Annotated in this window: 16 protein-coding genes; 12 read left to right on the top strand and 4 right to left on the bottom strand. The window is 60.5% G+C overall.

Going from position 1 to position 17,745, the window contains the following annotated elements; all coding sequences use genetic code 11:
* Nucleotides 1–306 precede the first annotated feature (306 nt).
* Together AB4Z24_RS19645 and AB4Z24_RS19640 are read left to right on the top strand one after the other, a co-directional pair.
* Nucleotides 307–2,457 carry an OmpA family protein gene (locus tag AB4Z24_RS19645; RefSeq protein WP_441710876.1) on the top strand — a complete coding sequence of 717 codons (2,151 nt, stop codon included), beginning with the start codon at nt 307–309 and terminating at the stop codon, nt 2,455–2,457.
* A gap of 175 nt (nt 2,458–2,632) precedes the next feature.
* Nucleotides 2,633–4,417, top strand: coding sequence for a hypothetical protein (locus AB4Z24_RS19640; RefSeq protein WP_441710874.1), 1,785 nt, complete (start codon nt 2,633–2,635; stop codon nt 4,415–4,417).
* Here AB4Z24_RS19640 and AB4Z24_RS19635 read toward each other — a convergent pair.
* On the bottom strand, nt 4,357–5,340 hold the full coding sequence (locus AB4Z24_RS19635) for an alpha/beta fold hydrolase (protein ID WP_441710873.1): 984 nt from the start codon (nt 5,338–5,340) through the stop codon (nt 4,357–4,359). The two genes, AB4Z24_RS19640 and AB4Z24_RS19635, sit on opposite strands and share 61 nt — an antisense overlap.
* 29 nt (nt 5,341–5,369) lie before the next feature.
* Entirely contained in the window at nt 5,370–7,526 is a 2,157-nt protein-coding gene (locus AB4Z24_RS19630) for a transglycosylase SLT domain-containing protein (protein WP_441710871.1), read from the bottom strand.
* A 323-nt stretch (nt 7,527–7,849) separates the two neighbouring features.
* Between AB4Z24_RS19630 and dapA the strand changes: the two genes are divergently transcribed.
* The 4 genes from dapA to AB4Z24_RS19610 are packed head-to-tail and all read left to right on the top strand — an operon-like array spanning nt 7,850 to nt 10,368.
* On the top strand, nt 7,850–8,740 hold the full coding sequence (gene dapA / locus AB4Z24_RS19625; protein ID WP_441710869.1) for a 4-hydroxy-tetrahydrodipicolinate synthase: 891 nt from the start codon (nt 7,850–7,852) through the stop codon (nt 8,738–8,740).
* 23 nt (nt 8,741–8,763) lie between these two features.
* A complete protein-coding gene (smpB, locus tag AB4Z24_RS19620) occupies nt 8,764–9,237 on the top strand; it encodes an SsrA-binding protein SmpB (protein ID WP_290992629.1) in 474 nt (157 codons plus the stop codon).
* 22 nt (nt 9,238–9,259) lie between these two features.
* Nucleotides 9,260–9,817, top strand: a complete 558-nt coding sequence (locus tag AB4Z24_RS19615; protein WP_441710951.1) for a peroxiredoxin — start codon at nt 9,260–9,262, stop codon at nt 9,815–9,817.
* Nucleotides 9,817–10,368 (top strand): peroxiredoxin, encoded by a 552-nt coding sequence (locus AB4Z24_RS19610; RefSeq protein WP_441710867.1) that lies wholly within the window; start codon nt 9,817–9,819, stop codon nt 10,366–10,368. The genes AB4Z24_RS19615 and AB4Z24_RS19610 overlap by 1 nt, the downstream gene beginning before the upstream one ends.
* Here the strand turns inward: AB4Z24_RS19610 and AB4Z24_RS19605 are convergent.
* Both AB4Z24_RS19605 and AB4Z24_RS19600 read right to left on the bottom strand, forming a co-directional pair.
* On the bottom strand, nt 10,349–10,996 hold the full coding sequence (locus AB4Z24_RS19605) for a uracil-DNA glycosylase (protein ID WP_441710865.1): 648 nt from the start codon (nt 10,994–10,996) through the stop codon (nt 10,349–10,351). The genes AB4Z24_RS19610 and AB4Z24_RS19605 overlap by 20 nt on opposite strands.
* Nucleotides 10,997–11,047: 51 nt before the next feature.
* Complete coding sequence (locus AB4Z24_RS19600) at nt 11,048–11,716, bottom strand: LabA-like NYN domain-containing protein (RefSeq protein ID WP_441710863.1); 669 nt, start codon at nt 11,714–11,716, stop codon at nt 11,048–11,050.
* A gap of 376 nt (nt 11,717–12,092) precedes the next feature.
* Here AB4Z24_RS19600 and rpoZ point away from each other — a divergent pair, with 376 nt between their 5' ends.
* The 6 genes from rpoZ (at nt 12,093) to lepB (ending at nt 17,724) form a co-directional block, all read left to right on the top strand.
* Nucleotides 12,093–12,548 (top strand): DNA-directed RNA polymerase subunit omega, encoded by a 456-nt coding sequence (rpoZ, locus tag AB4Z24_RS19595; RefSeq protein WP_290992619.1) that lies wholly within the window; start codon nt 12,093–12,095, stop codon nt 12,546–12,548.
* 101 nt (nt 12,549–12,649) lie between these two features.
* Entirely contained in the window at nt 12,650–14,875 is a 2,226-nt protein-coding gene (locus AB4Z24_RS19590; protein WP_441710861.1) for a RelA/SpoT family protein, read from the top strand.
* A gap of 59 nt (nt 14,876–14,934) precedes the next feature.
* Nucleotides 14,935–15,489 carry a DUF2062 domain-containing protein gene (locus AB4Z24_RS19585; RefSeq protein ID WP_441710859.1) on the top strand — a complete coding sequence of 185 codons (555 nt, stop codon included), beginning with the start codon at nt 14,935–14,937 and terminating at the stop codon, nt 15,487–15,489.
* 52 nt (nt 15,490–15,541) lie between these two features.
* The gene (locus AB4Z24_RS19580) at nt 15,542–16,354 is read left to right on the top strand and encodes a pyridoxine 5'-phosphate synthase (RefSeq protein WP_441710857.1); all 813 of its coding nucleotides are present in this window, start codon (nt 15,542–15,544) and stop codon (nt 16,352–16,354) included.
* Nucleotides 16,351–16,767, top strand: coding sequence for a holo-ACP synthase (gene acpS, locus AB4Z24_RS19575; protein WP_441710855.1), 417 nt, complete (start codon nt 16,351–16,353; stop codon nt 16,765–16,767). The genes AB4Z24_RS19580 and acpS overlap by 4 nt, the downstream gene beginning before the upstream one ends.
* A 198-nt stretch (nt 16,768–16,965) precedes the next feature.
* Nucleotides 16,966–17,724, top strand: a complete 759-nt coding sequence (gene lepB / locus AB4Z24_RS19570; RefSeq protein WP_441710853.1) for a signal peptidase I — start codon at nt 16,966–16,968, stop codon at nt 17,722–17,724.
* The last annotated feature ends 21 nt before the right edge of the window (nt 17,725–17,745 follow it).

Below are 17,745 nucleotides of genomic sequence, written 5' to 3'. Positions count from 1 at the left end.
TGCCCCTGCCGCCATGCCGTTGCCGTGATGGGGGTGCAAGGAAAATGTCGTTAGCGGTAGTTCAGCCACAGGCTGTGATCGCTTCCGCAGGGTACCAAAGATTTCTTTTTCCCTCAGATGGTTAGCGGTGCATGCGAAGGCTCGGCGCGGCTTGGAATGGCGTTGCCTCTTGTCTATACTTGCAGCGAGGGGATCCGTCCGGATCAGAGTTTGCCATGTTGGCGGGTTAGCGGATTGCTTCCCACCAATGGGTTCTGCTCGTTCCACTCTAACTAGGCGTCGGTTGGTATTCGGAGTCGCGTGCGCATGCGCTGCAATCCATCATATTGGCTTTTGGGACTTGTCCCGATCGCGATGATGACCTGGGTTGCCGTGCAACTCGAGCGTGACGGCATCGAATACGATCTCGCCCACCGCTCCGCCGAGGCGTTGAAGCGGGCGGGCTTCGATTGGGCGAGCATTCGCTTCGTTGGCCGCGATGTCGTTTTGACCGGTAAGGCTCCCGAAGAGCACGACCCGACCAAGGCGCTTGCGTCGTTGGAAAACGTATGGGGTGTTCGCGTCGCAGCCGATCGTGCGGGGCTCATCGACAGCGTCGCCGACTACCGTTGGACCGTGAGTTCGCCGGATGGCCGTCGTGTGCGCCTGGCCGGCTACGTTCCCTCGGAAGAGGCGAGACGGACTCTCATCGACACCGCCCACAGTACTTTTCCTGGTAGCGACGTTGCCGACGAGATGCGGCTCGCGCGTGGGTCGATCGATCGCGAAGCGTGGCTCGCCGGCGCTGTCTTCAGTTTGCGAAGCCTTTCCGGTTTGAAGCGCGGCGAGGCCGACCTCGCCGACCTCAATATGTCGATCAAAGGTGAGGCAAAGTCGTCGGAGGCCTATCGCGAGATCCATTCGGCGCTGGCCAAGCGGCGCCCGGCCGGAATCGCTCTGGCGCACGCGGACATCGCGTTGCCTCTCGCCCGGCCTTTCGTATGGTCGATAAAGAAGAGCGGCTCGGGGATAGCGTTGTCGGGCTTCGCGCCTTCCGACGACGAGCGTGAGAAACTCGATTCGCGTGTCAAATCGCTATTCGGCAACATGTCGATTGCCGATCGCACGGATATTGCTGCTGGCGCTCCCGAGGGCTGGGGGAAGGCGGTATCCGTCGCCATCGAACAGTTGGCACAGCTTCGGCTGGGCGAAGCTTCGATTGCGGACCGCGACATGATGGTTTCGGGCGAGGCCTCCAACGAACAGATCGCTGCCGCCGTCAAAAAGACCTTGAAGCTCGAAGTCCCGCAGAATTTCCGGATCACCGATCAGATTCGCTTTTCCAAGCCCGATGTCGTCGTTCCGGGCGGCGGATACGTGATGGGCATCATCAACGAAGGCGCGGTGCTCAATCTGGTCGGCATGATGCCGAGCGAAGCGGCGCGTGCGGCTCTCATCGATGCGGTGAAAGCACGTTTTCCGGGCCGCCAGCTAAACGACAAATCGCAGGTGGCTCCCGGTGCGCCCGACGGGTGGCAGCAGTGCGTGGTCGCTGGGCTTGCGTCCTTGCCGCGCCTGAAGAAGGGCAAATCCATTCTGACCGATCGTCGCCTCGAGGTTTCGGGCGAGACCGACGACTACGCGGCCTCGCAATCCGTGCCGGGCGATGTGAGGGCGGCGGCAGGTCAGACCTGCGAAACGGCGACGAACATCATTTTCACGGGGCAGTTGAAGACAGACCTCACGTGGAAGGCCAGCCGCGAAGTCAACGGCATGGTGACGATCGAGGGTGAGGCGCCAGATGATGCCTCGCGGCTGCATCTCGTCGAGCTGGCGCAGCAGATCTATGCCGGGTCGAATGTCACCGACAATATGAAGATCGTGGGCGCCGCGTCGGAGCCCTGGTCGTCGGCCGCGCATCTCGGACTGGAAGAGATGGCGCGGTTGCGGAACGGCGCGGTTACGATTTCAGGCAAGGAGCTGGTGATCAAGGGTGCGGCCGAGAGCGAGCAGGTCGCCAACGATATCCGCAGCGTGCTTTCGACCGATCTGCCTCCCGGCTTCAAAAGTCGCGACGAGATCACGATCATGTCGGTGGATGAGAAGGCTGCCGACAGCTGCCAGACTCTCATGCGACAGACGACCGCGAAGGGCACGATCAACTTCGAGCGGGCGAAGGCGGACCTCACGTCCGACAGCACGCAGACGCTGAAGGATCTGGCTCAGATTGCCAACGCGTGCCCAAGCTTCAGCATTCAAATCGAGGGGCATACGGACGCGGAGGGGACGGATGAGCGCAACGCGCGGCTTGCGGATCGCCGCGCGCGCGCTGTGGCGGATTTTCTTTCTCAGAACGGCGTCGATGGACGCCGCCTGACAACGATCGGCTACGGGGCGACGCGGCCGATTGGCGACAATAATACTGAAGAGGGCCGCGCTAAAAATCGCCGTATCGAATTCACCGTTCGGGTCAACTGAGAGAAGGCCTGGGGAGCGAACAATGGATTATCTGTTCCTGAAATTGATCTGGTGGATGGCGGGAGCCTTTGCGTTGGGTCTTGTCGCCGGTTGGGTGTCGTGCGGCGCAAAGAAGAACTGAGTTGAGGCGTTCGAAAATCCGGGGCGACCGATTGTGCATCCGATTAGGTAGGAAATGACGTACCTCCTGTTACAGACATTCCTGCTGTTGCTCGCCTCGTATTTTTCGGGGGCCTTTGTCGCTTGCCTTGTGAAGCGAACCTTCGCCGGCGCGTCTGCGGAAGTTCCCGAAGGCGTTTTGGAGCCCATCCACCTCGAAGTTCCCGATCGTCCGCCGGTCATCGCGCCGCCGCCGGTGCGCGCACGCAGCGGGCCGCGGATGCACCAGCCGATCGCGCCGAGAGCGATTGATCCCGTTCAGCCGAAAATCGAGGTTTTGCGCCGCCCGGAACCGCGGCCTGCGCCGAAGGTGCTCGATCCTTCGCGATTCGAGCGCGCGCTCGTTGGGCCCGATCCCAACGAAGGGCTTCCGCGTCGCGCCGTCGTCGAAATACGTCCCTCGGTATTGAAGCCGGTAACGGGAATGTACGTACCCCGGCCTCCTGAACCGGAGCCGCTGCCCGAACCCGAAATGCCGCCGGAACTCGAGCCGCCGGTTTTCGAAGAAACCGTGCCCCCGGTATTTCCCGACGCTGAGCCTGAACCTGAAGCAGTCAAAAAGCCGGATCGTCCCGGCGGTCTGGCTGCGAGATTGCGCGATGCGACGACGGCCGCTGCGGCTGGCGCGGTCGCTGCCGCGAAGGCCGCTGCTGCTGCGTCCGTCATGATGCCGAGCGCGTTTGGCCGAAGAAGCGCAGAAGAGAAAGCAGCAACATCCGAAGACGTCATTCGCGAACCGGCTTCGGAAGATGTGCCGCTCCAATCAGCCGAGCAAGATGAGGCGATCGTTCCGGCGGCGGAGACACTTGCGCCCGAGCCCGAGCCGGAGTTTCAGCCGCAGCCCGAACCGGAACCGGAGCCAGCTCCCAAGCCTGCGCCCGAAATCAGAGCGCCGTTGCCGCCTGCGAAGCCGATCGAGGGTGGTGACGACTTCCAGCGCATTCGAGCCATCGACGTCGATATCGAACAGAAGCTGAAGACGCTCGGCGTCAATTATTTCGAAGACATTGCGGCGTGGACGGCGTCTGACGTCAAGCGGGTCGGGCAAGATTTACAAATTCCGGGCCGCATCGACCGCGAGCAATGGGTCGAACAGGCACAAATTCTCGCGAAGGGCGGAGAGACCTATTATTCGCGCAATCGTCTCGCGGCTCTCAAAGCGAGTGCTGCCGCCTCGGCTGCAAAACCCGCGGCCAAGGATCATCAGCCGCAACAGACCGGCGCGAGTGGAGCGGGTTCGGCGGCGCAGCCGGACAGCGAAGAGCCGGCGGATTTGGGAGGCGTTGCCGCCGCGAGCCACGGGCGTTCCGTCGCCGAGATGGCTGCGGCCGCTGCCGCTGCAATCGCGGCTGCGTCTGCCAGCGTGACGCGTGGGCTGAAGCCCATCGAGCCAATTTCACCTCTTTCCAAGGTCGATCCGAAGATCTCGATACCTGCCAGGATCACCGACGCGATCCGCGAAAGGAATGGGGCTGCGGCCCAGGTTCCCGCCGCCGAGGCGGAGGAGCCCGCCCCGTCTCAGAGCAGCGATGCCCAAGGTCCGCACGACGATCTCAAGCGCATTCGTGGGATCGGCGTTCTGATCGAGAAGCGGCTCAACGCTTTGGGTATCGGCCGCTACGATCAGATCGCGAATTGGACGAGCGGTGACATCGATCGCATCAGCCGGAGCCTCGAATTCAAAGGCCGGATCGAACGCGAGAATTGGGTGGAACAGGCACGTATTCTCGCGAGCGGCGGTCACACCGAGTTTTCGCGGCGGGTCGACCGCGGTGAGGTCGACACCAGCCGCGAGACGTGACCAAAGTCGCTGCGCGACAATGTTCCGTAACGCGCGCCGTCACGCGGCTCGTCGGTCTCGGCGAAGAATGAGGCGACGGCCGATATCGTAGGCGCATCTCGCAGCAGCGGCGCGTGGCCTTCGTCGGGAACGGTGAGGGATTTGAGTCGGGGATGACGCTGGGTCATTTCCTCGACGGTTTTCTCCGAGAGAAGATCCGAATTAGCTCCTCGCAGAACGAGAACCGGCACGCGTTTCATCGCTTCGAACTGCGGCCATAGCTGCGGCACGGGTCCGTCGAGAACGGAAAGGCACTTCGAAAGCTTCGGGTCGTAGCCTCGCGCGGGCTTTCCCTTCCGCTCATTGAAAAGCTGGCGGGCGACGGCTTCAAAATCCTGGTCGGTCATTTTCGGAAAGTCGCGATGGAAGAGATCGCGCACGATGCGAGCCGCATCGCTCCAGTTCTTCGCCAGCGGAACGCGGCCGACGTAGCCCGCGATGCGCGCCAAGCCCTCCGCCTCGATGACCGGGCCGATGTCGTTCAATACGACCGCACCGATCAGTGATGGTTGAGCTGCGGCCAAGACCATGGTGATGAGGCCGCCCCGGGAGGTGCCGATGATGCCGGCGTTATGCAAGCCGAGCATCGTCAGGAAATCGATGACATCCTGCATCTCGATCGGCACGGCGTAATTCTTCCAATCGCTATCGTGATCGGAAAGCCCGCGCCCGCGCGTATCGATCGTGAAGACGTCGCGAGGCACAGAGCCCCGGCTCAATGCCAAGGCAACGTCGTGAAAATCGCGGCTATTGCGGGTCAGTCCCGCGAGGCAAACGACGGGACGGGTTTGCGAGGGCGTGTGCGACCGGTAGTGGCGGCCGTAGAGGCGTAATCCGTCGCGGCAGGTGAAATAGATATCTTCGAACTCTTGTTCGGTCGTCATCGATGTCCGTCGCCCCGTCGTTGAACGTTTCAGCCGTCGTTGTTCTCGGCGACACCTTGCGGTGTTTTCGTGTCACCGCGGTCGCGCAGGAGATCCTGCTTCAGCCGGAGCGGGTTTTTCATTCCGAGCCGGGCGCGATAGATTTGAATGTTCGCCAAAACTTTGGTGACGTATTCGCGCGTCTCCATAATCGGAATGCGCTCGATCCAGTCGATGGGGTCGACGTTCGGATCGCGCGGGTCGCCGTTTTCCCTGATCCACTGGCGCGCGCGTCCGGGCCCGGCGTTATAGCCGGCGATGCCGAGCACATATGAACCGCCGAAGTCATCCATGCGATCGGCGATGTAGGCCGAGCCGATCATCACGTTGTACGGAGGGTCCGAGAGCAGGCGGGGAACAGAACATTTGATCTTGTAGTCTTTGCAGACGTGATGGGCCGTGCCGGTCATGACCTGCAAGAGGCCCTTGGCGCCGGCGCCGGAAACGATTTGAGTATCGAATTCTGTTTCCTGGCGCGCGATGCCGAGCAGCAGAGGCAGCTCAGGTGGTGCCCGCAGCGGCGTATATCCGGGGAAGGGTTTCAGCGGATATCCGTATGTCAGCAAGTTCTGCCCATTGCCAATGGCGACCTTTGAAATGCGAAGGGACATCTGCGGATCGCCGAGATTGTCAGCAAGATAGGCCACCATTCCGACTTCGGCTTCGGTGCTTGCGGCGTTGCGGAGACCGGCGAGTAATGTCCGGGTGATTTCGCGGGAAAGATTAGCCTTACGCGCAATCACCAGGGCCTTGGCGGTGTCCGAGGAGACGAGCTTTTGGATTTGAGCGGCCGTCGGATAGGCGGGTGGCGAAATCTCGAAGCTCGTACGGCCGGGATCGAGCATTTGCATTGCGAGCAGGCCGTGGAAGGTATCGGAATTCTTCGCCGCGTTCCGGTACTGCTTGATGGCTTCAGCCTTATCACCCCGCGCGTCGGCGAGGCGGCCGAGCCAATATGCGGCCTTGGCGGTGCTCAACGGGCCGTCAGCCGCCGCCGCCATATCCTTGAAGTGCCGCTCAGCGGTATCAAGCTTTTTAAGCTGGCGAAACGCGATCCATCCTGCCAGGAACGTCTGCTCCTTTCGCGGATTGACCGATATGGGACCTGCATCCTTTACGAGGTCATAGGCGAGCTTGGCGTTGCCGAGCTTCAGAGCGCCATATGCGAGTTCGCGTCGTTCCCCCCACCATTCATCGAGCGCGGCGATCTTATTGGGGTTCGGCGGAATGGCGAGAATGATCGCTGCAGCTTCCTCGATCTTCCCGGCTTTGCGCAGAAGTTGCGCTTTATGAAAGGCGAGGCCGGCGTCGTCGCGACTGCCCGGCGGAAGTGCATTCATCAGCGCCTGGGCATTCGACGCCTTATTGAAGACCGCAAGGCGAGCGGTCGCTCGCTTTTGTTCACTTGCCGGCAGAAGTGGAATGAGACGGCGCGCCAGGGCGACGCGATCGGCGCGGTTTTCTGCAAAACGAATGTCGTTCGTCACCAAGCGGTCGAAGCGCCATTTATGATCGGCGGGCGAGAGCAGGTTGCCGAAGCGGTCGAGAAAGCCATTTTCAAGCTGGGGCGGAATGCTCATCTCGCGCCAGGCCTGCGCGGCGAATTTTCGGGCTTCCTCGGTATTGCCGTCCGCCAGATTGGCAGAGGCCAGGGCCGCGTAACCGGCTCCCGTCTCGGGCATGGAATTTTTGAAGAAGCTTTTTATGTTTTTTGCGCTTCCACCGTGCGTGAAAAGCGCTTCTTCAAAGCGTTGGGTCAGCGTCGGCCGGTCGGGCCACGCCGGATTATCCCTCAGGAAGCTCTGAAATTCCGGCGGCTCACCAAGGCCCGAGCGCAACCTGATCCAATCCGCGAGCTTCCGAGCTACGGGATTGTTAATTTTTTCTTTCGCTTCCTTGAACCCTTCGATGTCATTTGAGCGAACGGCGGCGACGGCTTGGCGGAGGGCATCAACGTCGCCCGGATCAGTAGTAATCGACAAAAGCGGCGCGAGCGCCGTTTCGAGCTTGCGAAGCTGATCTTTCTCAGCAGTCAGGAGGCCCGGGGGCGGCACAGGTTTGAATGCCGATTCGGCGAAAGCCGTTGTGCTCGCGAGGACGAACCCGAGGATGGCGCCCGCCGCAGCCAATTGCGGTAAGGCGCGCAAGAGAAAGCGAATTCGTCTTGTATGATTGGGGCTTAGATGCATCGCGTCCTATTGGATGAAACGCCCAACCAGCCCGACTTGCGGCGGGCTTTCCGAGCGCCTAATGTCGCGGCGCTTGCGTCGTCGGCAACGTTAAACCGTATTAAGCGGAGACATGGCTACTGAAGCAAGCAGTTCAAGCCGAACGAGGTGGCACGCGCGTGCGGCAAGACAGTGGCCCATAGCCGTACTGGCATGGGTCTTTCCACGTCGATTTTCCCGATCAAGACAGGGGCGCTGCATCGAGCGGTGTTTGCCACTGTCTTTCTAGTTAAGGCGAAGACATGTTCAAAGGTTCTATCACGGCACTCATCACGCCTTTTCGTAATGGGAAGGTAGACGAAGCTGCGTTCACGCGGTTCATCGATTGGCAGATCAGGGAAGGCACGCACGGTCTCGTGCCTGTCGGAACGACGGGCGAAAGCCCGACGCTCGATCACGATGAACATAAGCGCGTCATAGAACTCGCCGTCGAGGCTGCGAAGAAGCGCGTCCCCGTTATCGCGGGCACGGGCTCGAACTCAACGGATGAGGCTGTCGAGCTTTCGCAATATGCGGAGAAAGTCGGCGCGGACGCCGTGCTCATCGTCACGCCGTATTACAACAAGCCGAGCCAGGAAGGCCTCTATCAGCACTTCAAGGCGATTAATGACGCCATAAATATTCCCATCATTATCTACAACATTCCGAGCCGTTCGGTTGTCGATATGTCGGTCGCGACGATGGCGCGGTGCTATGAACTGAAGAACATTGTCGGCGTCAAAGATGCGACCGCGAATTTGGCCCGGCCATCGCAAACACGCGCGGCGCTCGGGCCAGAGTTCTGCCAGCTCTCGGGTGAAGACGCGACGGCGCTCGCTTTCATGGCGCATGGCGGTGCGGGCTGCATTTCCGTCGCGTCGAACGTGGCGCCACGGCTTTGTGCCGAGTTCCAGAATGCGTGCATGGCGGGCGATTTCAAGAAGGCGCTGGCACTTCAGGATCGGCTGATGCCGTTGCACGAGGTTCTCTTTATCGAGACCAATCCCGCGCCGGTTAAGTACGCCGTGTCGCGGCTGGGCTTTGGGACCGCGGACATGCGTCTTCCCATGGTTTCCGTGTCGGAGGCGAGCCGCCGGGCGATTGACGCCGTACTACTCGGTCTGGATCTGATCGACGCAAAGGCCGCCGAGTGACGGCTGCCCGAAAGCATTAAGTTATGGCTTCGAAACGCGACGACGGCACGACGCTGGTCGCCGAGAACCGCAAGGCGCGGCACGAGTATTTCATCACCGATAGCTGGGAAGCGGGTATCGAGCTTCTCGGATCGGAAGTGAAGTCGTTGCGCCGTGGCCAGTCGAATATCGCGGAGAGCTACGCGTCGGTTGAGGATGGCGGGGTCTGGCTGATCAATAGCTACATTGCGGAATATCCGGGTGCGGCACTCTTTCCGCATGAGCCGCGCCGCAAGCGCCGTCTTCTCATGCACGCGAGCGAGATTCACAAGATTGGCATCGCCGTGGAACGGAAAGGGATGACGCTCGTTCCGCTCGAACTTTATTTCAATGAGAAGGGTAGGGCGAAGGTCAAGATCGGCCTTGCCGAAGGCAAGAACCACGCCGACAAACGTCAGGACGCGGCCAAGCGCGATTGGAACCGTCAGAAAGCGCGTTTGATGCGAGAGAAGGGCTGAAGCCGTGGCGGGTGCCAACTTCATGGATGTCGATTGGGCGAGTCTTCCGCGCCCCGTCGACGATGGCGCTGCTCGCCATCTGACCGGCCTTGCTTTGCCCGACATCGGTCTCACCGCAACTGACGGTTCTACGGTCCATCTTGCGCGGCTCTCCGGGCGAACGGTCATGTTCGTTTATCCAATGACCGGCCGGCCTGGTGTGGCGCTTCCCGACGGCTGGGACCAAATTCCCGGCGCGCGCGGCTGCACGCCTCAGACCTGCGCGTTTCGCGATCTCTATGCGGATTTGCGAGCAGCCGGAGCCGATCAGGTCTACGGTTTTTCCACGCAGGATAGTGCTTATCAGCGAGAGGCAGCCGAGCGTTTGCATCTGCCGTTTCCGCTGTTGTCCGATGCAGATCTCGCATTTTCGCGTGCCACGCGGCTTCCGGTCATGGTGGTCGAAGGTTCCACATTGGCCAAGCGTCTTGCGCTCATTATCGACGCGGGCATTGTCGTGCACGCTTTCTACCCAGTCTTTCCTCCGGACCGGAATGCCGGCGACGTGCTCGCATGGCTCAAGTCGAATAAGAGCACGTAATGGAAACGAACTGGCCCTGGCCGTCGCCTGTCGATGATGGCACCGCGAAGCACTTGATCGCCGGTACGCGCCTCCCGGACGTGGCGCTTCCCGCGACGCGGGGTGCAAGCGTCAATCTCGCGCGCTATCAGGAGCGGGCCGTCGTTTTCGTTTATCCGATGACGGGAACTCCCGGCGTTGTGAACCCGCCGGATTGGGACGTCATTCCCGGGGCGCATGGATCCACGCCGGAAGCCGAAGGATTTCGCGACGCTTACGCGGAATTCGAGCTGTTGGGTTACGAGATCTTTGGGCTCAGCGGTCAATCGCCGGAAAGTCAGCAGGCGTTCGCGACGCGTGCCGGAATTCCGTACCTATTGCTGAGTGACCAGACGTTCGCGTTTGCCGACGCATTGAACCTGCCGCGGTTTGAGACGGGCGGCGCGACGTATCTCAAACGTCTAACGATGATCATTCGGAACGGCGTGATCTATCGTGTCGTCTATCCGGTGCAAGCGCCATCATCACATGCGCGGGAATTGCTTGCCGAGCTTAGGCCAGCTCGCGCCTAATATCTTCGAAAACACTGCGGAACATCTCGGGCGTCAGCCGGCGCGTGCTGGTATTGTAGCGCGAGCAATGGAAGCTGTCGTAGAGGGCGCAATCGGCGCTCAGCGCATGGCGCGCGCCGTGGGCAAAGGGATGGAGCGATTTCCTTTTCGCGAGCGCGGCAAGTGTCTGATCGTGGGCTATGCGGCCGAGCGCGAGGATCACCTTCAGTTTTGGCAGGCTTGCCAACCGCGCCTCGAAGAAGGGCCGGCAATTCGATATTTCTCCGGGTTCCGGCTTGTTTTCGGGCGGCGCGCAGCGCACGGCGTTCGTTATCATGCAGTCGACAAGCTTCAGGCCGTCGTCGGGGCGCGCATGATATTCGCCCTTGGCAAATCCGTATTCGATGAGGGTTTCATAGAGTAGATTGCCGGCGTAATCGCCGGTAAACGGCCGGCCTGTACGGTTGGCGCCGGTTCGTCCGGGGGCCAAGCCGACGATCAGAAGACGCGCTTGAGACGTGCCGAATGAGGGCACCGCGCCGTTGAACCACTCAGGCTGCTCAGCCTGGTTTTCTTTACGGTAGGCGACGAGCCGTGGACAGCGAGGGCAGTCCTTGGGAGCCTCTGGACCAAAGACCGTATTGCCCATCGTCCCGGCCGCCATGTGTCGATGCACGTTCTGAAGAAGCCGTAAAAGTGCTTAGACTTCTTCTTCCGCGAGATCATCGTCGCCGAGGTAGTTCGAGTCGCGTACGGGCGAAAGCGGTGCGCGGGCCGTATAGCCGCGTCCATCACGCGGAGCGCGAGCGCCGCCGCCCTGGCCACCGTTCTGGCCACCGCTCTGGGAGCGGCCGACCTGCTCTTCGAGATCCGCGAGGTCAACGAATTGATCGGCTTGACGGCGCAACTCGTCCGCAACCATCGGCGGCTGAGTCTGCAGGGTCGAAACGACGCTTACGCGTTTCCCCTTTTGCTGAAGCGCGGCGACGAGGCTGCGGAAATCGCCGTCGCCTGAGAAAATCACGATGTGGTCGAGGCTATCGGACAGACGCATGGCATCGACTGCCAGCTCAATATCCATGTTGCCTTTGATCTTCCGGCGCCCGGTGGCGTCGGTGAATTCTTTCGTCGGCTTCGTCACCATCGAGAAGCCGTTGTAATCCAGCCAGTCGATCAGCGGGCGGATCGACGAATACTCCTGCTCTTCTGCGAGAGCCGTGTAATAGAGCGCGCGAACGAGCTGGCCCTTTTGCCGGAACAGTCCCAGCAGGCGCTTGTAGTCAATATCGAAGCCTAATGACTTCGCGGTCGCATAGAGGTTCGCGCCGTCGATGAATAGAGCAACTCGTTCGGTGGGATAAAAATGCATTTTTCGTTTCCTAAAGAGGAATGGCGCCAACTAAACATCGTCCAGAAACTTCTGGAAGGGGGCAAAAGCCCATTTTCTCTAATCGGTTAGGCAATTTCAGAAGCGTCCCCGTCTACGGTGTAGACGCTCCTTTCTCATGGGTTACCAGATGTGAATGCCAGTCAACAATTGTGACAATTAGTCTGTTTAGCCGCGATTGAAGTGGAATGCTATGGGGCGAGCAATTTCGGTTTTGCTTCTCCTCTGTACTACTTGATTAATACATCCAAACGTGGCAAAGAGGCATCAGCGTGGCGCTGGAAGGCGGTCCGATCGGCTGTTTGCGCCCCTTTAATGCCTTACAACGTGCCAGTTTTACCAAGGGAAGGTCCTGCCCATGGCTCGCGTCACCGTCGAAGATTGCGTCGACAAGATTCCAAACAGATTTGAATTGGTTCTCCTCGCAGCGCATCGCGCGCGGTCCATCGCCAACGGCAGCTCCATCACCATCGCGCCCGATGACGACAAGAATCCGGTCATCGCATTGCGTGAGATCGCTGAACGCACGCTGTCGCCCGATGACATGCGCGAAACACTGATCTCATCGATCCAGAAGAACACCGAAGTTGACGAGCCGGAGGCCGTTGCGGCGCCGTTGTTGCCGCCCGAGCGCCGCGCACCGATGCTCGGCCGCGATGATCTTTCGTCGGACACTCAGGTCGATGTCATGACGGAAGAGCAGCTTCTGCGCGGGTTGGAGAGCATGACGCCGCTGGAGCCTTCGGCCAACATCGGCTCGGGTTCGGGTTCCGGCCGCGAACGGGACCGCGATCCGCGCGATCGTTCTCGCTAATATTTCATTAGCCCGTCTCGCGACATCAAGCTCGTACCGATCTACTTTAATGTGTGCTGCGTCTTCGGTTACGCTTGCACCGTGAAGGAGTGCGGCGGGTCATGATGCGGCAATACGAACTCGTCGAGCGAGTTCTCAAATACGATCCAAAGGCGGACGAGGCGCTGCTCAATCGCGCCTACGTCTATGCAATGAAGGCGCACGGCCATCAGAAGCGTGCGTCGGGGGCGCCTTATTTTTCGCACCCGCTCGAAGTGGCGGCCATTCTCACGGATCTGAAGCTCGACGACGCGACCATCGCGACGGCGCTCCTGCATGATGTGATCGAGGATACGGACGCGACGCGGACGGAAATCGATCAGATGTTCGGGCCCGAAATCGGCAGCCTCGTCGACGGCCTGACGAAGATCAAACGCCTCGACCTCGTTTCCAAAAAGGCCGAGCAGGCGGAAAGCTTCCGCAAGCTTCTCATCGCGATCTCCAGCGATATCCGCGTGCTCCTCGTCAAGCTTGCGGACCGTTTGCACAACATGCGGACGCTCGAGCACATGAAGCCCGAGAGTCGCCGCCGCAATTCGGAAGAGACGCTCGATATCTATGCACCGCTCGCCGGCATGATGGGCATGCAGGCGTTGCGCGAGGAGCTTGAGGATCACGCTTTCCGCTGGCTGCATCCCGAGGCCTATGACGCACTTACCGAAAAGCTCGGGGAAATGCGGGAGCGCAATCGCGGGCTCGTCGAGGAAATCCGTCAGGCGATCGCGCGCAAATGCGCCGATGCCGGCATCAAGTCGGAGACGTTCGGGAGAGAGAAAAAGCCTTATGCCGTCTGGAGCAAGATGGAGCATAAGCAGATCAGCCTCGAACAGCTGTCGGATATCTACGGGTTCCGGGTGGTCGTGGATTCGATCGAAGACTGCTATCGTGTGCTCGGCATCGTCCACACCACTTGGAGTACGGTTCCTGGCCGCTTCAAGGATTACATATCGGCGCCGAAGCGGAACAATTATCAGTCAATTCACACGACTGTTTACGGTCCACGCCATCAGCGCGTGGAGCTACAGATCCGTACCTATGACATGCAGCATATCGCCGAGTTCGGCATTGCCGCGCATGCGCTCTACAAGGATCAACAGCGCGGGCTCGTGAACGGCCACGGTTTCGAGTTGGAATTGGACGGAGACGACAGCCCGTACGGGCGCCTCCGCGCAATGATCTCGTCACTGCTGGAGGCTGCGAACCCCGAGGAATTTCTCGAGCACACCAAGCTCGAACTGTTTCACGATCAGGTTTTTTGCTTCACCCCGAAGGGGCGGCTTATCGCGCTGCCGCGTGGGGCGACACCGCTCGATTTCGCCTATGCCGTACACACCGATATCGGCAATGAAGCCATCGCGGCCTACATCAACGGACGTCACGTTCCGATAGATACGCATCTGCGTAACGGCGACGAGGTCGTCATCGAGACATCGAAAGGTCATGTTCGCCCGGCGGCGTGGGAAGCTTTCGCCGTGACCGGGCGCGCACGAGCGGCGATCCGGAGAGCTGCCCGCGAGGCCGATCGCCGGCGGTTTATCGAGCTCGGGCGGCAACTCGTCAATTCGACGCTTTCAGGGCTCGAGGTCGACTATTCGGAAGAGAAGGTCAAAGCCGCCGCTCCGAAGATCGGCTTCAAGGCGGCCGACGACCTGCTGGCAGCCGTCGGGCGGAACGATGTTCCCTTGCAGGATGTGCTCGGCGCGATCCTGCCACATGGGCAAGCCCCTGGGGACGAGGGGTACAAGCCGACCCGGCGTTTCGGCCGAGCCCGCGAGCAGGAGGGCTGGTTCAATATCGAAAAGGTCAATAGCCTCAAATTCCGCACGGCCGAGATCGACAGCACGACCGCCGTGTCGATCGGCGGTCCGAGCCAGGAATTGCCGGTCGCGTTCGAACCGGGCGGCGCGGTTCCGGGCGACCGGATCGTCGGTGTCATGGCGCCCGGGGAGGGTATCCGGGTGTTCCAGATCCACTCACCACGCCTCAAGGAATACGAGGAAGAACATTGGATTGACGTGACTTGGGACGTCGATCCCGAGCGGCCTCAGCGGTTTCCGGCGCGGATCAGCGTTACCGCGGTTAACGCGCCTGGCTCACTTGCCGAGATCGCCAAGGTGATCGGCGAGACAGGTGGCAATATCGACAATATCAAGATGGCCCGCCGTGCGGCAGACTTCACGGTCATGCATATCGAACTCGAGGTATTCGATTTGGTGCATTTGAACCACATCGTCGCCGGACTCAGGGCGAAATCCTCGGTTGCTAAGGTGGAACGGCTGTTCGAGTGAGCTATTCTATGCGTTCCCTGGCTTGAGGCTTTTCGAAGAGTCGATAGGAAAGAGTGCCGTTGAACGAGAAGCCTACAGTATCCGGAGTGCGGGACGGCCTGTGGCTGTTCAATACGGCCGCGCTGCGCAACAGGGTCCGCTACTTCTGGCGGCGATTGCTTCTGCTTCGGGCGACGCCGCACGAGGTGGCGCTGGGGTTCGCGCTCGGAGTCTTTAGCGCCTGCACGCCGTTTCTCGGGTTCCAAACCATCCTCGCGCTCACGCTTGCCTTTGTCCTGCGTGTCAGCATGCCGGCCGCACTGCTCGGGACCTTCATCGGCAACCCCTTGAGCTGGCCGGCAATCTGGAGCGGTTCGTACGTCGCGGGCGCTCTGCTTCTCGGACAAGATCCCGCCTATGCCGCCGACCATTTTACCGATACGGCCAATGCGCTTGGCGCGACGCTGAGCGCTCCCTCGCCGGAGAATCTCAATACGGCCGTTGATTATTTATCGCCCATCGTCGAGCCGATGATCGTCGGTGGCCTTCTCGTCGGCTTGATAGCAGCGATATTTAGCTACTATCCTACGCGCCGTGCAGTGCGCGTTTTCCAACGGCACCGCAGGCCCCGCTAAGATATCGGCGGCGGCAAGGCAATTTTCCCCTCATCGTTGGTGGCAGAAACACGTGGCGGCAAACCGCAAAGTTCCGGAAACCGGTCAGGCGCCTACCGCAGTTCGCGCACTGCGACTAGGCGTAAACATCGATCACGTCGCAACGCTCAGGAATGCGCGTGGCGGCTTGCATCCTGATCCGCTGCGTGCGGCCCATCTCGCAATTGAAGGCGGCGCCGATGGCATCACCGCGCATCTCAGGGAAGATCGCCGGCACATTTCGGATGCGGACATCACGCGGCTGAAAAACGAGCTGACGCGTCCTCTCAATCTCGAAATGGCGGCCACGGACGAAATGCTTCAGATCGCGTTACGGCATGTGCCGAACGCGTGTTGCCTCGTGCCGGAGAGGCGCGAGGAACGGACGACGGAAGGCGGCCTCGATGTGCAGGGGGCGGCGAAGACGCTGAAGCCGTTGATCGCGAAGCTCAAGGATGCCGGCATCCGGGTCTCGTTGTTTATCGAGCCCGACATCAAGACGATCGAGGCGGCGTCGAACGTCGGGGCCGACATCGTCGAACTTCATACAGGGAAGTATTGCCATCTCGCGCTCGAGCACGATGCCGCCGGCGTCGCTTCGGAGCTCGAGCGGCATAGGAAAGCGGCCGGCGCCGCCGCGTCGGCCGGACTTGAAGTTCATGCTGGGCACGGGCTTACCTACAACACGGTGCGGCCCATCGCGCGCATTCCCGAAATCGTCGAGCTCAACATTGGTCACTTCCTGATCGGAGAGGCGATTTTCGGGGGGCTTTCCATGGCCGTCCGCCGCATGCGCGTTCTGATGGACGAAGCTCGCGAGGCGCTCTCGGTGCAGAGAGGGCGATGATCATCGGCATCGGCAATGATCTCTGCGATATCCGGCGGATAGAGCGGACGATTGAGCGCTTTGGCGATCGCTTTCTCCAGCGTGTGTTCACGGCGGAAGAACGCCGGAAGGCATTCTCGAGGGCCCACGCGGCTCGAACCTTCGCAAAGCGCTTTGCCGCCAAGGAAGCGGCTTCGAAGGCGCTCGGGACCGGTTTTCGCCGCGGCGTCTATTTGAAGGACATCGGGGTCGTCAACGCCATGTCGGGACGCCCGACGTTATCCTTTACCGGCGGCGCCGGCGCGCGTCTTGCCGAGTTGATACCGAAGGGTTTCAAGGCGCGCATCGACGTCACCCTGACGGATGAATATCCCCTTGCCCAAGCCATCGTGATCATCTCGGCGGTCCCGGACGAGGAAAATCGAGGCGACTGACTATTTCGCCGCGGCTAAAGTCGTCGCCGAGTATCCCCTTGCCGCAAGGCCGCCGCGGCGCTGAAGTACTGTTATTCCTTACGGTTTTGTCAGGTTTGTGCCCGTCGTTGCGGCACAGGAGCAAACTCGCTATAGCGGACCCCCTAACATGAAGCGAGCCCCGGCCAATGCCGCCTGGCGGCGCAGAGGAGCCTCTGGATGAGCGTTGGTATCAAGGCGTCGAGATCGAGTTGGTCTGAAACTCTCATCATCGTCGTCGAAGCACTCGCCATTGCGATGTTTGTCCGCGTCTTCTTCTATCAGCCGTTCAATATTCCGTCTGGCTCGATGAAGGAGACACTGCTGATCGGCGATTACCTGTTCGTCTCGAAGCTGTCCTACGGCTACAGCAAGTTCTCCTTCCCCTTCAGTCCAAACCTTTTCGAAGGGCGGATTTTCGGCGCGGAGCCGAAGCGGGGAGACGTCGCCGTCTTCAAGCTGCCGCGGGACAACTCGACCGACTACATCAAGCGGGTCATCGGTCTCCCGGGCGACGAAGTCCAGATGAAGAACGGTCAGCTCTTCATCAATGGGCAGGCGATACCGAAGGTGGCTGCTGGTGAATTCACGACTTTTGAGGATGGCCGCGAGCGGACTATACCGGTATTCGAGGAAACGCTGCCCAACGGCGTGAAGTATAAGGTTCTCGATAGCGACCCGAATGGACCCTACGACAATACGGGGGTCTATAAGGTTCCCGAGGGTCACTACTTCATGATGGGCGACAATCGCGATAACTCAACCGACAGCCGGGTTCGAAGCGCGGTCGGGTTTGTACCTTACGAGAACCTCATTGGCCGTGCCGAGATCATCTTCTTCTCTGCCAAAGTCGACGAGCCGGATGCCTTCCGCTGGTATGCGCCGTGGACTTGGCCGTTTGACATCCGCTGGGACAGGTTCTTCACTCTCGTGCGGTGACCGCAAAGCGGCATTTGCGCC

The organism is Hyphomicrobium sp. 2TAF46, assembly GCF_052114865.1.
In the GTDB taxonomy this organism is placed as follows: domain Bacteria; phylum Pseudomonadota; class Alphaproteobacteria; order Rhizobiales; family Hyphomicrobiaceae; genus Hyphomicrobium_B.
The sequence above is the reverse complement of the archived record's forward strand: the minus strand, read 5'-3'. Positions and strand labels throughout refer to the sequence as shown.

Bases quoted from the DNA above. Each gene is read 5' to 3' on its own strand.
- lepB (WP_441710853.1), top strand. From the start codon at position 16,966: ATGAGCGTTGGTATCAAGGCGTCGAGATCGAGTTGGTCTGAAACTCTC.
- dapA (WP_441710869.1), top strand. From the start codon at position 7,850: ATGTTCAAAGGTTCTATCACGGCACTCATCACGCCTTTTCGTAATGGG.
- AB4Z24_RS19600 (WP_441710863.1), bottom strand. From the start codon at position 11,716: ATGCATTTTTATCCCACCGAACGAGTTGCTCTATTCATCGACGGCGCG.
- AB4Z24_RS19590 (WP_441710861.1), top strand. From the start codon at position 12,650: ATGATGCGGCAATACGAACTCGTCGAGCGAGTTCTCAAATACGATCCA.
- smpB (WP_290992629.1), top strand. From the start codon at position 8,764: ATGGCTTCGAAACGCGACGACGGCACGACGCTGGTCGCCGAGAACCGC.
- AB4Z24_RS19645 (WP_441710876.1), top strand. From the start codon at position 307: ATGCGCTGCAATCCATCATATTGGCTTTTGGGACTTGTCCCGATCGCG.
- acpS (WP_441710855.1), top strand. From the start codon at position 16,351: ATGATCATCGGCATCGGCAATGATCTCTGCGATATCCGGCGGATAGAG.
- AB4Z24_RS19640 (WP_441710874.1), top strand. From the start codon at position 2,633: ATGACGTACCTCCTGTTACAGACATTCCTGCTGTTGCTCGCCTCGTAT.
- AB4Z24_RS19610 (WP_441710867.1), top strand. From the start codon at position 9,817: ATGGAAACGAACTGGCCCTGGCCGTCGCCTGTCGATGATGGCACCGCG.
- AB4Z24_RS19615 (WP_441710951.1), top strand. From the start codon at position 9,260: ATGGATGTCGATTGGGCGAGTCTTCCGCGCCCCGTCGACGATGGCGCT.
- rpoZ (WP_290992619.1), top strand. From the start codon at position 12,093: ATGGCTCGCGTCACCGTCGAAGATTGCGTCGACAAGATTCCAAACAGA.
- AB4Z24_RS19635 (WP_441710873.1), bottom strand. From the start codon at position 5,340: ATGACGACCGAACAAGAGTTCGAAGATATCTATTTCACCTGCCGCGAC.
- AB4Z24_RS19605 (WP_441710865.1), bottom strand. From the start codon at position 10,996: ATGGGCAATACGGTCTTTGGTCCAGAGGCTCCCAAGGACTGCCCTCGC.